General features: G+C 72.9%; 13 protein-coding genes. 12 read left to right on the top strand and 1 reads right to left on the bottom strand.

From position 1 onward, the window contains the following. The first annotated feature begins 106 nt into the window (after positions 1-106). On the top strand, positions 107-1,213 hold the full coding sequence (locus ACZ46W_RS00285; protein WP_468328910.1) for a glycoside hydrolase family 5 protein: 1,107 nt from the start codon (positions 107-109) through the stop codon (positions 1,211-1,213). 140 nt (positions 1,214-1,353) lie between these two features. Then, positions 1,354-2,097: a PIG-L deacetylase family protein gene (locus ACZ46W_RS00280; RefSeq protein ID WP_468328907.1), complete on the top strand. Its 744-nt coding sequence runs from the start codon at positions 1,354-1,356 to the stop codon at positions 2,095-2,097. Here the strand turns inward: ACZ46W_RS00280 and ACZ46W_RS00275 are convergent. Beyond that, positions 2,087-3,478, bottom strand: a complete 1,392-nt coding sequence (locus ACZ46W_RS00275; protein ID WP_468328904.1) for a pyridoxal phosphate-dependent aminotransferase — start codon at positions 3,476-3,478, stop codon at positions 2,087-2,089. The two genes, ACZ46W_RS00280 and ACZ46W_RS00275, sit on opposite strands and share 11 nt — an antisense overlap. Positions 3,479-3,685: 207 nt before the next feature. Here ACZ46W_RS00275 and ACZ46W_RS00270 point away from each other — a divergent pair, with 207 nt between their 5' ends. The 10 genes from ACZ46W_RS00270 (at position 3,686) to ACZ46W_RS00225 (ending at position 13,977) form a co-directional block, all read left to right on the top strand. Continuing rightward, on the top strand, positions 3,686-4,663 hold the full coding sequence (locus ACZ46W_RS00270; RefSeq protein WP_468328901.1) for an NADPH:quinone oxidoreductase family protein: 978 nt from the start codon (positions 3,686-3,688) through the stop codon (positions 4,661-4,663). Continuing rightward, a complete protein-coding gene (locus tag ACZ46W_RS00265; protein WP_468328898.1) occupies positions 4,660-5,841 on the top strand; it encodes an acyl-CoA dehydrogenase family protein in 1,182 nt (393 codons plus the stop codon). Before ACZ46W_RS00270 ends, ACZ46W_RS00265 begins: the two co-directional genes overlap by 4 nt. Continuing rightward, positions 5,838-6,917: an acyl-CoA dehydrogenase family protein gene (locus ACZ46W_RS00260; RefSeq protein WP_468328895.1), complete on the top strand. Its 1,080-nt coding sequence runs from the start codon at positions 5,838-5,840 to the stop codon at positions 6,915-6,917. The genes ACZ46W_RS00265 and ACZ46W_RS00260 overlap by 4 nt, the downstream gene beginning before the upstream one ends. 116 nt (positions 6,918-7,033) lie before the next feature. Next, a complete protein-coding gene (locus ACZ46W_RS00255) occupies positions 7,034-8,638 on the top strand; it encodes an ABC transporter substrate-binding protein (protein ID WP_468328892.1) in 1,605 nt (534 codons plus the stop codon). 38 nt (positions 8,639-8,676) lie between these two features. Further along, positions 8,677-9,642 carry an ABC transporter permease gene (locus ACZ46W_RS00250; protein ID WP_468332307.1) on the top strand — a complete coding sequence of 322 codons (966 nt, stop codon included), beginning with the start codon at positions 8,677-8,679 and terminating at the stop codon, positions 9,640-9,642. Further along, a complete protein-coding gene (locus ACZ46W_RS00245; protein WP_468328889.1) occupies positions 9,635-10,501 on the top strand; it encodes an ABC transporter permease in 867 nt (288 codons plus the stop codon). Before ACZ46W_RS00250 ends, ACZ46W_RS00245 begins: the two co-directional genes overlap by 8 nt. A 53-nt stretch (positions 10,502-10,554) precedes the next feature. Beyond that, a complete protein-coding gene (locus tag ACZ46W_RS00240) occupies positions 10,555-11,463 on the top strand; it encodes an ABC transporter ATP-binding protein (protein WP_468332304.1) in 909 nt (302 codons plus the stop codon). Next, complete coding sequence (locus ACZ46W_RS00235) at positions 11,456-12,121, top strand: ABC transporter ATP-binding protein (RefSeq protein ID WP_468328886.1); 666 nt, start codon at positions 11,456-11,458, stop codon at positions 12,119-12,121. The genes ACZ46W_RS00240 and ACZ46W_RS00235 overlap by 8 nt, the downstream gene beginning before the upstream one ends. A 29-nt stretch (positions 12,122-12,150) precedes the next feature. Beyond that, complete coding sequence (locus ACZ46W_RS00230; protein ID WP_468328883.1) at positions 12,151-13,017, top strand: GAF domain-containing protein; 867 nt, start codon at positions 12,151-12,153, stop codon at positions 13,015-13,017. Positions 13,018-13,125: 108 nt separating this feature from the next. Further along, positions 13,126-13,977: a phosphatidylinositol-specific phospholipase C/glycerophosphodiester phosphodiesterase family protein gene (locus ACZ46W_RS00225; protein ID WP_468328880.1), complete on the top strand. Its 852-nt coding sequence runs from the start codon at positions 13,126-13,128 to the stop codon at positions 13,975-13,977. The last annotated feature ends 32 nt before the right edge of the window (positions 13,978-14,009 follow it).

Here is a 14,009-nt window from a genome sequence, read left to right as displayed (position 1 = left end):
CACACCTTGTCATGAACCTTGCAAGTCTTAACTCCGCCCTGCTATCCATCAGTTAGGAAAGTTTCCTTCCAGTCTCGACTCCCGTCAACGCATCGGAGACCCCCACATGAGACCGGCACGGATCCGGACACGTCCCCTCGGCAGCGCCGGCACGCTCCTCGCCGCGCTCCTCCTCGCCCTCACCACCCTCACCGCGCTCAGCCTCCCCGCCGCCGTCGGCGCCGATCGTGGAACGGTGAACACCTCACCCGGCCCCACCGTCGCCACACCGGTCGCCGCCAACGGCAGGCTCACGGTCTGCGGCACCAGGCTCTGCAACGAGCACGGCACACCCGTCCAACTGCGCGGCATGTCGACGCACGGCCTCCAGTGGTACCGCCAGTGCGTCACCGACGGCTCGCTCAACGCCCTGGCCACGGACTGGAGCGCCGACGTCCTGCGCATCTCGATGTACATCCAGGAGGGCGGCTACGAGACCGATCCGCGCGGCTACACCGACCTGGTGCACTCCATCATCGACAAGGCCACCTCACGCGGCATGTACGCGATCGTCGACTGGCACATGCTCAGCCCCGGTGACCCCCACCACAACCTGAGCCGCGCCAAGACCTTCTTCACCGAGATCGCCCGGCGCCACGGCGCCAAGAAGAACCTGCTGTACGAGATCGCCAACGAGCCCAGCGGCGTGAGCTGGTCGCGCATCAGGAGCTACGCCGAGGAGCTCATCCCCGTCATCCGCGCCCAGGACCCGCGCAGTCCCATCCTCGTCGGCACGCGCGCGTGGTCGTCGTTCGGGGTGTCGGAGGGTGCTGACGAGAAGGAGGTCGTGAACAACCCGGTGCGGGCCTCCAACATCATGTACACCTTCCACTTCTACGCCGCCTCCCACCGCGACGAGTACCTGAACACCCTCTCCAGGGCGGCGGACAAGCTCCCCGTCTTCGTCACCGAGTTCGGCACCCAGGACTACGCGGGCGAAGGCGCCAACGACTTCACCATGGCGCAGCGCTATCTGGACCTCATGGCGAAGAAGAAGGTGAGCTGGGTCAACTGGAACTTCTCCGACGACCACCGCTCCGGTGCCGTCTTCAAGACCGGCACCTGCGCCAGCAACGGCCCCTGGGCCGGTACCGGCTCGCTGAAGCAGGCCGGGGTGTGGATCCGCGAGCGGGTCAGGTCGGCGGACGGCTTCTCCACCGGACCGACCGGCTGACCGGCCCGCCCGCGCGCTGAACCGGCCCCCGCCCGCACGCCCCATGGTGTGGGCGGGGGCACCTCACGCTTGACGGAGCCGCCCCGACGAACTCCCGGGACATCACGCCCCGGTCGCGATCACGACCGTATCCTGCCGCCATGACCGATCATGTGAACGACCAGCTCCAGCCGATGCCCGACGACTGGCAGCGCGCGCTCGCCGTCGTCGCCCACCCCGACGACCTCGAATACGGGTGCTCCGCCGCCATCGCCTCCTGGACGGACGGCGGCCGTGAGGTCGCCTACGTGCTGGCCACCCGGGGCGAGGCGGGCATCGACGGCATCGACCCCGCCACGTGCGGGCCGCTGCGCGAGCGGGAGCAGCGGGCCAGCGCGGCGGTCGTCGGCGTGTCCGAGGTGGAGTTCCTCGATCACCGCGACGGCGTCATCGAGTACGGTCTCGGCCTGCGCCGTGACATCGCGGCCGCGATCCGGCGCCACCGGCCCGAACTCGTCATCACGCTGAACCACCGTGACACCTGGGGCGGGATCGCCTGGAACACCCCCGACCACGTCGCCGTCGGCCGCGCCACCCTCGACGCGGCCGGTGACGCCGGGAACCGCTGGATCTTCCCCGAGCTCGTCGAGCAGGGCCTCGAACCCTGGAACGGCGTGCGCTGGGTGGCCGTCGCGGGGTCGTCCACGCCGACGCACGCCGTCGACGCGACGCCCGGCATGGAGCGCGCCATACAGTCGCTGCTGGAGCACCGGGCCTACATCGAGGCGCTGACCGACCAGGACCCGGAGGAGTACTGCCGCACCTTCCTCACCGCCAACGCCCAGCGGGCGGCCGACCGGTTCGGCGGGCGCCCGGCCGTGGCGTTCGAGGTGTTCAGCCGCTGACGAGCCGGTCGACCGCCGCCGTGCCGGAGGAGGTGTACCCCCGGGCCATGGCCATGGGCCCGGCCACCGGCACGGCCGCCCGGGCGGCGGGCGCGGCGGCCCGGGCGGCGGGCACGGCTCCAGGGGCCGTCACGGCGGCGGGCACGGCGGGGGCGGAGGGCACCGGCATGGAGGCGGGGACCAGTTGCAGCCCCTGCGGGCCGCCGCCCGCGCCCGGCACCGGAGCCGGCTGCACCGGCCCGCCGTACAGCACCCGCTCCAACGCCCCGACCAACTGCCGCACCTCGTGCGGCGGGCGCACGACCAGCCGCAGGAACCGGCTGGAGCTGCCCACCTTGTTGCCGCACTCGCGCACCAGGACCCCGTGCTCGGTCAGCAGCCGGTCGCGCAGCACGGCCCCGTCCACGCCCACGGGCAGCCTCACGTACAGGAAGTTGCCCTGGGAGGGGTACACGGTCAGCCCGGGCAGCGCGGAGAGCCGGGCGGTCATCTCCTGCCGGTCGTGCCGGGAGCGGCGCAGGCTCTCCTCGTACTCCTGGCGGTGCTCCTTGAGCATGAACACCACCGCCTCGGCGAAGGAGTTGAGATTCCACTTCGGCAGCATCGAGCGGATGCGCCCGGCGAGCGCGGGGTTGGCGACGAGGTAGCCGAACCGCACGCCGTGCAGACCGAAGTTCTTGCCGAGGCTGCGCAGCACGACCACATGGGGCCGCAGCACCGCCTCCTCGACGACGGTCGTGGCGGCGGCCGCGTCGGAGAACTCCAGGAACGATTCGTCGACCACCACCAGGTCGAGGTCCTGGAGGGTGTCGCACAGCGCCAGCACCTGCTCCTTGGTGAGCAGGCCGCCGTCCGGGTTGTTGGGGTTGCAGATGACCGCCGTACGGGAACGTCTGGCCCGGATGAACCGGACGAAGGCGTCCGGGTCGAGCCGGAAGCCGTGCGCCTCGGGCAGCAGCATCATGTCGACGCGCTTGCCGGTCTCCATGGGCTGGTCGGTCCACCGGCCGAAGGTCGGCACGGGCACGGCGAGCGACTCGCGGACGAGCAGGTGGTCGATCCATGTGATCAGCTCGGTGGAGCCGTTGCCCATGGCGACGGTCTGCGGGTTGAGCCCCAGGGTCCGGCACAGCTCGGCGGTGATGGTGTCGGCGCCGCTCGGGTAGTACGTGAGGATCTCCCTGAGGCGCCCGCCGAGCCGCTCGAACATCGCGGGTGTGGGGAAGTAGGGGTTGCAGGGGATGCAGAAGTCGGTGATCCGGGCGGATGCCCCGCCTCCGCCTCCGCCCCCGCCGCCCCCGGCGCCCGCCCGGTCGAGCATGGCGATCGAGGGACTGTGTGCGGTGGACGCCTGGAAAAGCGCGGTGACATCGCCGGCCATGGAATTGCCCTCCCTGCCCGAGGTGGGGCCGCACGGAGGAGTGCGGACCGCCGATCCATACGGATACGGGTGGGACAGCGTTCAACCAGTGAGGCAAGGCTCGCGAGGCTGTTCCCTCCGAGGCAAGCGACCGCTTAGTATGCGGACGAGCGCGACCCAGCGCGGTCGACCAGCGCGGTACTGCCCGACTCTTTGTGGAGGCCCTCGATGCAGGCATGGCGAGTACACCGGAACGGCGAGCCGGGCGAGGTGATGCGGCGCGAAGAGGTGGACCGGCCCATGCCCGGCGACGGGCAGGTCCTGCTGAGGGTCCGGGCCGCGAACATCAACTTCCCCGACGCGCTGCTGTGCCGGGGCCACTACCAGGTGCGCCCGCCGCTGCCCTTCACCCCCGGCGTGGAGATCTGCGGCGAGACCGAGGACGGCCGGCGCGTGATCGCCACGCCCGCCCTGCCGTACGGCGGTCTCGCCGAGTACGCCGTCGCCGACGCGGCGACGGTCCTGCCCGCGCCCGACGCGCTCGACGACGCCGAGGCCGCCGCCCTGCACATCGGCTACCAGACCGGCTGGTTCGGCCTGCACCGCCGGGCGGGCCTGAAGGAGGGCGAGACGCTCCTGGTGCACGCCGCGGCGGGCGGCGTCGGCAGCGCGGCCGTCCAGCTCGGCAAGGCGGCCGGCGCGACGGTCATCGGGGTCGCCGGCGGCGCCGAGAAGGCCGCCGTCGCGCGCGAGCTCGGCTGCGACGTGGTCATCGACCGGCGCAGTGACGACATCGTCGCGGCCGTCAAGGAGGCCACCGGCGGCCGGGGCGCCGACGTGATCTACGACCCGGTCGGCGGCGACGCCTACGCCAAGTCCGCCAAGTGCGTGGCCTTCGAGGGCCGCATCCTGGTCGTCGGCTTCGCGAGCGGCGACATCCCGTCGCCCGCCCTCAACCACGCCCTGGTCAAGAACTACTCGGTCCTCGGCCTGCACTGGGGCCTGTACAACCAGAAGGACCCCGAGGCGGTCCGCCGCTGCCACGACACCCTGGCCGGGTACGCGGCCAAGGGCCTGATCAAGCCGCTGATCAGCGACCGGGTCGCCTTCGAGGACGCGGCCGCCGCCGTGCAGCGCGTCGCGGACGGCACCACCACGGGCCGCCTGGTCGTCCTCCCGGCCGGCACGGAAGGAGCCGCCAAGTGACCGACGCCGTCGAACTGCGCGAGCGTACGCGGGAGTTGCTGAAGAGCCACCCGCCCGCCACCACCGACCGCACCGACTTCCTCAAGGCCCGATTCGACGCCGGCCTCGCCTGGGTCCACTACCCCGTCGGCCTCGGCGGACTGGACGCCCCCCGCTCCCTCCAGGCCGTCGTCGACGCGGAGCTGCAAGCCGCCGGCGCCCCGGACAACGACCCGCGCCGCATCGGCATCGGCCTCGGCATGGCCGCCCCGACGATCCTGGCGTACGGCACCGAGGAGCAGAAGGAGCGGTTCCTGCGCCCGCTGTGGGTGGGGGAGGAGGTGTGGTGCCAGTTGTTCAGCGAGCCCGGCGCCGGCTCCGACCTCGCCGCGCTCGGCACCCGGGCGGTCCGGGACGGGGACACGTGGGTGGTCAACGGCCAGAAGGTGTGGACGTCCAGCGCCCATGTCGCCCGCTGGGCCATCCTCATCGCCCGTACCGACCCCGAGCTGCCCAAGCACCGGGGCATCACCTACTTCCTGTGCGACATGACCGACCCCGGCGTCGAGGTGCGGCCGCTGCGGCAGATCACCGGTGAGGCCGAGTTCAACGAGGTCTTCCTCACCGACGTACGCATCCCCGACGCCCACCGCCTCGGCGAGGTCGGCGATGGCTGGAAGGTCGCCCAGACCACGCTCAACAACGAGCGCGTCGCCATCGGCGGCGCCCGTATCCCCCGCGAGGGCGGCATGATCGGGCCCGTCTCCCGGACCTGGCGCGAGCGCCCCGAGCTGCGCACCCACGACCTCCACCAGCGCCTGCTGGACCTGTGGGTGGACGCCGAGGTCGCCCGGCTGACCGGCGAGCGGCTGCGCCAGCAGCTCGTCGCGGGCCAGCCCGGCCCCGAGGGCAGCGGCATGAAGCTCGCCTTCGCCCGCCTCAACCAGGAGATCAGCGGCCTGGAGGTGGAACTCCTCGGCGAGGAGGGCCTGCTGTACGGGGACTGGACGATGCGCCGCCCCGAGCTCGTCGACTTCACCGGCCGCGACGCCGGTTACCGCTACCTCCGCTCCAAGGGCAACTCCATCGAGGGCGGTACGAGCGAGGTGCTGCTCAACATCGTCGCCGAACGCGTCCTCGGACTGCCCGCCGAGCCGCGCAACGACAAGGACGTCGCATGGAAGGACCTGGCGCGATGACCGACCACACCCCCGCCGAGCCGGACCTGCTGTACTCCGAGGCCGAGGGCGACCTGCGCGCCGCCGTGCGCTCCCTGCTCGCCGACCGCGCCGCCCCGGCGGACCTGCCCGGCCGGATCGAGCGGGCCACACCGTACGACGCCGCCCTCTGGAAGGCGCTCGCCGCCGACATGGGGGCGGCCGGGCTCCTCGTCCCCGAGAAGCTCGGCGGCCAGGGCGCCTCCCACCGCGAGGCCGCCGTCGTGCTGGAGGAGCTGGGCCGCGCGGTGACGCCGGTCCCGTACCTCACCAGCTCCGTCGTCGCGACCGAGACGCTGCTGGCCGCCCGGGCGGGGGACCTGCTCACCGACCTCGCCACCGGCCGCACGGTCGCCGTGCTCGCCGTCCCGCTCTCCGCCGGGCCCGGTCACGAGCCGGCGACCACCGGCACCGTCACCGGGGTCGCCGACGCCGCCCGCGCCGACGTCCTGCTCGTGGTGCGCCCCGACGGGCTGTACGCGGTCGACGCCGCCGACGCCACGGTCGTACCGCAGACCCCGCTGGACCTGACCCGCCCGCTCGCCACCGTGACCGCCGACACCGGGGGCACCCGCCTCGCGGACGCCGGGGTCGCCCGGGAGGCGGTGCGCCGGGGGCTCCTCGCGGGCGCCGGGCTGCTCGCCTCCGAGCAGTTGGGCCTGGCGGAGTGGTGCCTGGAGGAGACCGTCCGGCACACCCGCGAGCGTCACCAGTTCAACCGGCCGGTCGGCTCCTTCCAGGCGCTCAAGCACCGGATGGCGCAGCTCTGGCTTGAGGTGGTGAACGCCCGCGCCGCCGCCCGCAACGCCGCCGACGCGCTCGCCACCGGCAGCCCCGAGGCACCGCTCGCCGTGGCCGTCGCCCAGGTGTACTGCTCGCGGGCCGCCGTGCACGCCGCCGAGGAGTGCGTCCAGCTCCACGGCGGCATCGGAATGACTTGGGAGCATCCCGCCCATCTCTACCTGAAGCAGGCGAAAAGCGATCAGATCGCCTTCGGCTCGGCCGGGCACCACAAGCAGATCCTCGCCGACCTGGTGGATCTCCCCGCCCCGGCATGATCTGGGCATGACCCGGTAAGGACCGCAGGAGGAACCCACCCCTCTACATGCTGTTTAATTGCGAGTCGTTCGCAACAACAGCGGATCTTCACTAGCTTCACGAGGGGTGTGGAACCATGACCGCCCGATCCATACGCGGCATGGCCGCCGCCACGCTGGCCGGAACCCTGGCCCTCACCGCGGCGGCCTGCTCGAACCCGGGTACCGGCGGCAAGAGCCAGGCGGGTGGGGACGGCGCGGTCGTCGGCATCGCCTACGAGCCCGAGTCGCTCAGCCCCCTGCTCGGCTACGGCAAGGACGGCAACTCCAAGATCTTCGACGGGCTGCTCGCCTTCGACGGCGACATGAAGCTCAAGCCCGCCCTCGCGGTCGCCCTGCCCGAGGTGAGCGCTGACGGCCTGACGTACACGTACAAGCTCCGCAAGGGCGTGAAGTTCAGCGACGGCAAGCCCTTCACGGCCAAGGACGTCGTCTTCACGTACCGCACCATCCTCGACAAGAGGACGAACAACGCCTCCAAGACCGAACTGGACGCCCTGAAGGACGTCAAGGCGGTCGGCGACGACACCGTCGTCTTCACGCTCAAGTACCCCTACGCGCCCTTCGCCGAGCGCACCGTCCTCGGCATCGCCCCCGAGCACATCGCGGCGAAGCAGGACGTCAACAGCGGCCCCTTCACCACCAGGCCCATCGGCACCGGCCCCTACGTCCTCACCGGCTGGTCCAAGGGCGAGAAGATCAGCTTCAAGGCCAACCCCGACTACTGGGGCGGCGCGCCCAAGGTGAAGAAGTTCACCATGGCGATCATCAAGGACGACGACGTCCGCGCCACCCGCCTCCGCTCCGGCGACCTCGACGGCGCGATCCTGCCCCCCAACCTCGCCAAGGGCTTCAAGGGCGACAGCGCGAAGAAGACGTACGAGGCGACGACCTACGACTACCGCCTGGTGACCCTGCCCACCCACAACCAGGTCACCGGCGACACCGCGATCCGCCGCGCCCTCGACATCGCCGTCGACCGCGAGACCATGGTCGACAAGATCCTCGAAGGCGCCGGAAAGCCCGCCTACGGCCCCGTCCCCACCGACAGCGAGTGGTTCACCAAGGGCACCGAGCGCCCCCACGACCTCGCCGGGGCGAAGAAGATCCTCGACGACGCCGGCTGGAAGCCCGGCCCCGACGGCATCCGCGTCAAGGACGGCGTCCGCGCCTCCTTCCCCCTCTGGTACCTCTCCGGCGACAAGCTCCGCCAGGAGCACGCCCTCGCCTACGCCTCCGACGCCAAGAAGGCCGGCATCGACATCAGGACCCAGGCCGGCACCTGGGAGGTCATCGAGCCGCGCATGAAGCACGACGCCGTCCTCGCCGGCGGCGGCTCGCCCGGCGACCCCGACTTCGACCAGTACCTGCTGCTGAAGTCCTCCCTCGGCGGCGACGGGTTCAACAACATGGCCTGGTACGACAACCCGGCCGTCGACAAGGCCCTCGACGACGGCCGCAAGACCAACGACAAGGCCGCCCGCAAGGCCGCCTACGACACCATCCAGCGCGAACTGGTGAAGAACCCCGGATACACCTTCCTCACCCACATCGACCACCTGTACGTGGTCGACGACACGTGGGACGGACTCTCCACCCAGGTCGAGCCGCACGACCACGGCCTCGCCTCCGGCCCCTGGTGGAACGTCGAGAACTGGATCCCCAGGGGCACCAAGAAGTGACCGCCGCGAAAACGGGCCGCCGCCTCCCCTGGGCCGCGATGGGGAGGATGGCGGGACGGCGGGCCCTGTTCGCCGTCCCCGTCCTCCTCCTGGTGACCTTCGCGGTCTTCGCCGTCGCCGCGGCCTCCCCGTTCGACCCCGTCAAGGCGTACGCCGGCACCGCCGGGCTCACTGCCTCGCAGGAGAACCTCGACCAGCTCCGCGCCAACCTGGGCGTCGACCAGCCCCTAGTGGCGCGCTGGTGGAACTGGCTGACCTCCGCCCTCACCGGCGACCTCGGCGACTCCAGCGTCCTGCGCCAGCCCGTCGCCGACGTCATCGGCGAACGCATCGGCTGGTCCGTGCTGCTCGCCGCCACCGCCTTCGCCGTCGCCGTCCTGCTCGGCACGGCCCTCGGCGTCCTGGCGGCGCGACGGCAGGGCGGCTGGCTGGACCGGTGCGTCAGCTCCGCCGCGTACACCCTGGAGGCCGCCCCCGCCTTCTGGCTGGGACTGCTCGCCATCTGGTTGTTCGCCCTGGAGCTGGACGTGCTGCCCGCCGGCGGGCTCACCGACACGGCCAGCGACACCGTCACCTTCGGACAGGTCGCCTCGCACCTGGTCCTGCCCGCGCTCGTCCTGGGCGTCTCCCAACTGCCCTGGTTCTTCCTGTACGTGCGCCAGGGCGTCGCCGACGCGCTCGACGAGGACCCCGTGCGGGGCGCACGCGCGCGTGGCCTCGCCGAACGCACGGTGCTCCTCGGCCACGCGCTGCGCTCCGGCATGCTGCCGATGCTCACGCTCATCGGCTCGCGGGTGCCCGAACTCATCACGGGAGCCCTGCTCGTCGAGTCGGTCTTCAGTTGGCCCGGTATCGCGGCCGCCACCGTGCAGGCCGCCACCTCCGTCGACTTCCCGCTGCTCGCCGCGCTGACCGTGCTCGCCACGGCGGCGGTGCTGCTGGGAAACCTGCTCTCCGACCTGCTGTACGGACTCGCCGACCCCAGGGTGGGGTTCGATGGCTGAGCTCACCTGGAAGTCCCACGGGCGCACCCGCCGCTCCACCCGCACCGTCCGGGTCTCGGTCTCCGCGGCCATCGTCGGAGCCGTCGCCCTCGCCGTGCTCCTCGTGCCGCCGCTGGTCCAGCTCGACCAGCAGGCCGTCGACCTGTCGCTCAAGCTCCGGCCGCCGTCGCTCGCGCACCCCTTCGGCACCGACGACGTCGGCCGCGACCTGCTGCTGCGCTGCGTCTACGGCCTGCGCGTCTCGCTCCTCGTCGGCCTGGTCGCGGCGCTCGTCGCCACCGTCATCGGTACGGCCGTGGGCGCGGCGGCCGCCGCCTTCGGCGGCTGGACCGACCGGCTCGTCATGCGGCTCGTCGACACCTTCTCGTCCGTACCGCACCTGCTGCTCGGCATCTTCGTCGTGGCGATGTTCCGCCCCGGGGTGTGGCCGGTCATCGTGTCCGTCGCGCTCACCCACTGGCTGTCCACGGCCCGGATCGTCCGCTCCGAGGTGCTGTCGCTGCGCTCGCGCCCGTACATCGACGCGGCGATCTCCGGCGGCGCGTCGCGGTGGCGGGTCACGGTCCGCCACCTGCTGCCGGCCGTGGCGCCGCGAGCCGGGCTGGCGGCCGTGCTCATGGTGCCGCACGCCATGTGGCACGAGTCGGCGCTGTCCTTCCTGGGCCTCGGGCTGCCCGCCCACCAGGCGAGCCTCGGCAACCTGGTGCAGACGGCACGCGGTTCACTGCTGGCCGGCGACTGGTGGCCCACCCTCTTCCCCGGCCTCTTCCTGATCGTTCCGACGCTCGCCATCGCGGGCCTCGCCGGCGCCTGGCGGGAACGGATCAACCCGCGCCGCCGATCGGAGCTGATGCTGTGAGCCCCGCCCCCGCCCCCGTCCTCTCCGTGAAGGACCTGTCCGTACGCTTCCGGATGCGCGGCGGCCGCCACATCGCCGCCGTCACCGGAGCGAGCTTCGACCTCGCCGCGGGGGAGTGCCTGGCCCTCGTCGGCGAGAGCGGCTGCGGCAAGTCGGTCCTCGCCTCCGCGCTGCTCGGCCTCCTGCCCGGCAACGCCCAGACCGCCGGTACGGCCGTGATCGACGGGCTGGACCTCCTCGCGGCCGACGAGCGCACCCTCGCCCGCACGGTACGGGGCCGGCGCATCGGGCTCGTCCCGCAGTCCCCGGCCGCCCACCTCACCCCGGTACGCACCGTGCGCGCCCAACTGGAGGAGACGCTGCGCGAACTGGCCGGCACGCCCCGGGCGGAGCTGCGCCCGGCGGCGGTGGCGGCCGCCGCACGCGCCTCCTTCCCCGCCGGCCTCCTCGACCACTACCCCCACGAGCTGTCCGGCGGCCAGGCCCAGCGCGCCGCCACCGCCCTCGCGCTCATCGGCGACGCCCCGCTGCTGCTCGCCGACGAGCCGACCACCGGCCTCGACCGCGCCCTCGTCGACCGCACCGCCGACGAACTGCGCCGCCACGCCGACGACGGCCGCGCCCTGCTGATGATCACCCACGACCTGGCGGCCGCCGGGCGGATCGCCGACCGGGTCGCCGTGATGTACGCGGGCCGCATCGTCGAACTCGCCGACGCCGACCGCTTCTTCGGCGACCCCGGGCCCCGGCACCCCTACGCCCGTGGCCTGCTCGCCGCCCTCCCGGAACGGGACTTCACCCCCATCCCCGGCATGCCCCCGGAGCTGGGCGACCTCCCGGACGGCTGCGCCTTCGCCGCCCGCTGTGCCCGGGCGAGCGCCGCCTGCGGGACGGCGCCGCGCTTCGCCGACGGTGTCGCCTGCCACCACGCCCACGCCGCCGAGGAGCCCGCCCGTGCTTGAACTCGACGCCATCACCGCCGGGTACGACCCGCGCCGCCCCGTCTTCCGCTCCGTGTCCCTGGCCATCCGGCCCGGCGAGGCCGTCGGGCTCCTCGGCCCCAGCGGCTGCGGCAAGTCGACCCTCGCCCGGGTCGCCGCCCTGCTGCACCGCCCGGACGCCGGCCGGGTCGTCGTGGACGGCACCGAGGTACGCGCCTGGCGCCACCGCGCCCCGCGCGAACTGCGCACGGCGATCGGCGTCGTCTTCCAGCAGCCGCGCATGTCCGCCGACCCCCGGCTGCGGCTGCGCGACCTGATCGCCGAACCGCTGCGGGCCACCGGCCGCCGCGACGAGGCGGCCGACCGGGTCGCCGAACTGGCCGGCACGGTGGGCCTCACCGACGACCTCCTCGGCCGGCGCCCGCACGAGGTCAGCGACGGCCAGCTCCAGCGCGCCTGCCTCGCCCGCGCGCTGGTGCTGCGGCCGCGCTGGCTCGTCTGCGACGAGATGACCGCGATGCTCGACGCCTCGACGACCGCCGCCCTGGTCGCCGTGGTCGAGGCCTACCGCCGCGACCGGGGGGCGGGCCTCCTCGCCGTCGGCCACGACCGCGTCCTGCTGGAGCGCTGGTGCGACCGGACGACCGAATGGACGGACCACGCTCCCGAAGGGGTGTGACCTGCACGGCAGCGGGCAGACGCGACCCCATGACCGAGATGTTCAAGGACGGTGCCCGGGACACCGACGGCACGGGGCACGAGCTGGTACGGCTGCGTGCCCAGGTTCGCCACCTGAGGGCCCAGGCCCGCAACCGTCCCCTGATCGCGGAGGCACAGGGCATCCTCCGGGAGCGCTACCTCCTGGCCGACGCGGAAGCCGCCTTCGCGCTGATGCAGAGCACCTCGCAGCGCTACAACGTGAGGCTGCGCACCCTCGCCGAAGCCATCGTCCGGCTGGCGCGGCCCGACGACCGCGCGGACCAGTGGTTCCCCGGCCGGATCCGGCACCCGGCCCCCACCCTCGACTCGCTGGCCATCGACGACGCCTCGCACGCGCACCGCAGTGCCGTGCTGCGCGAGGTCCTGTCGCAGACGCTCGCGATCACCTCCACGCACATGGGCAACGTGCAGATCGGGGACCACGCGACGGGCGGACTGTGGCTGGAGAAGCACGCGGGGCTCAGCGAGGACTTCGTCAACTTCTTCGACTTCGTCGGCGAGGAGGGCACGGCCTGTTCCCAGGCGGCGAAGGACCTGGCCCAGGTCACCGTCCCGGACGTCGCCACCGCCCCGGTCTTCGCCGAGGACGCCCGCCGGGCCGTCCTGGAGGCGGGCAGCCGCTCGGTCCACAGCGTGCCGCTGATCAGCGGCGGGCGCTGCCTCGGGATGGTCTCCGCCCATTTCGAGCGGCCCATCCAGGACCTGCACGCCGCCCAGCTCAAGGCCCTGGAACACACCAGCCGCCAGGTCGGCCGCTGGCTGGCCTGGTACGACCGTACGGTCGTCCTCGACGCGCTGGAACACCTGCACGCCACCGCCCTCGACCCCGGCACGAGACGGGCCCGCCGCCGCTGAACCCCGGGTGACGTATCAGCCAACTCCACGCACGCGTGCGGCGGTTGGAGCGACGGGACCGCATACTCGGTCCCGTCCCTCCGCCCCCGTGTGCCCCGGGAGTCATCCATGGCGCCGCTGTCCCGCCGCTCCGCCGTCGTCACCCTCGCCACCGCGGCCACCACCCTCACCCTGCCCGCCCAGCGGGCGGCCGCGCGGACCGCGTCGGTGCGGCCCCTCCGACGGGCCCACGCGCACAACGACTACCTGCACCGGCGGCCCCTGCACGACGCCCTGTCGCACGGCTTCACCAGCGTCGAGGCCGATGTCTTCCTCGTCGACGGAGAGCTCCTCGTCGCCCACGAGCCGGCACAGCTCGACCCCACGCGTACACTGCGCTCGCTCTACCTCAACCCGCTGGCGGCCCGGGTGAGGGCCAACCACGGCACGGTGTACGCCGGTCACCACCGGCCCGTGCGACTGCTCATCGACATCAAGGCCGACGGCGTCGCCGCGTACCGGGAACTCCACCGCCAACTGGCCGCCCACCGCCGGATGCTGAGCCGCTGCGTCAACGGCCGGGTCCGGACCGGCGCCGTCACGGCCGTCGTCTCCGGGGACCGCGCGGCCCGCGCCCCCATGGAGGCGCAGGCCGTCCGGTACGCCTTCTACGACGGCCGCCTCGACGACCTGGGCACCGCCGCACCCGCCTCCCTCATCCCGCTGGTCAGCTCCAACTGGACCCACAGCTTCCACTGGCGGGGCACCGGCCCCTTCCCCGACGCCGAACGGGCCCGGCTGCACACGCTCGTCACCGCCGCCCACCGCGAGGGCCGGCGCGTCCGGTTCTGGGCCACCCCGGACGCCCCCGGCCCCGCCCGCGACGCCGTCTGGGCGGAACTGCTCGCCGCCCGCGTCGACCACCTGGGCACCGACGACCTGCCCGGCCTCGCGCGCTTCCTCCGCACCCACGGCGAGTAACGGGTCACCGCCGGGTAATACCCGTTCGGCCG

Source organism: Streptomyces sp. NPDC031064, from assembly GCF_055570965.1.
The sequence above is the reverse complement of the archived record's forward strand: the minus strand, read 5'-3'. Positions and strand labels throughout refer to the sequence as shown.

Coding starts and splice junctions, on each gene's coding strand:
- ACZ46W_RS00285 (WP_468328910.1), top strand. CDS start 107: ATGAGACCGGCACGGATCCGGACACGTCCCCTCGGCAGCGCCGGCACG.
- ACZ46W_RS00280 (WP_468328907.1), top strand. CDS start 1,354: ATGACCGATCATGTGAACGACCAGCTCCAGCCGATGCCCGACGACTGG.
- ACZ46W_RS00275 (WP_468328904.1), bottom strand. CDS start 3,478: ATGGCCGGCGATGTCACCGCGCTTTTCCAGGCGTCCACCGCACACAGT.
- ACZ46W_RS00270 (WP_468328901.1), top strand. CDS start 3,686: ATGCAGGCATGGCGAGTACACCGGAACGGCGAGCCGGGCGAGGTGATG.
- ACZ46W_RS00260 (WP_468328895.1), top strand. CDS start 5,838: ATGACCGACCACACCCCCGCCGAGCCGGACCTGCTGTACTCCGAGGCC.
- ACZ46W_RS00255 (WP_468328892.1), top strand. CDS start 7,034: ATGACCGCCCGATCCATACGCGGCATGGCCGCCGCCACGCTGGCCGGA.
- ACZ46W_RS00250 (WP_468332307.1), top strand. CDS start 8,677: ATGGGGAGGATGGCGGGACGGCGGGCCCTGTTCGCCGTCCCCGTCCTC.
- ACZ46W_RS00245 (WP_468328889.1), top strand. CDS start 9,635: ATGGCTGAGCTCACCTGGAAGTCCCACGGGCGCACCCGCCGCTCCACC.
- ACZ46W_RS00240 (WP_468332304.1), top strand. CDS start 10,555: ATGCGCGGCGGCCGCCACATCGCCGCCGTCACCGGAGCGAGCTTCGAC.
- ACZ46W_RS00230 (WP_468328883.1), top strand. CDS start 12,151: ATGACCGAGATGTTCAAGGACGGTGCCCGGGACACCGACGGCACGGGG.
- ACZ46W_RS00225 (WP_468328880.1), top strand. CDS start 13,126: ATGGCGCCGCTGTCCCGCCGCTCCGCCGTCGTCACCCTCGCCACCGCG.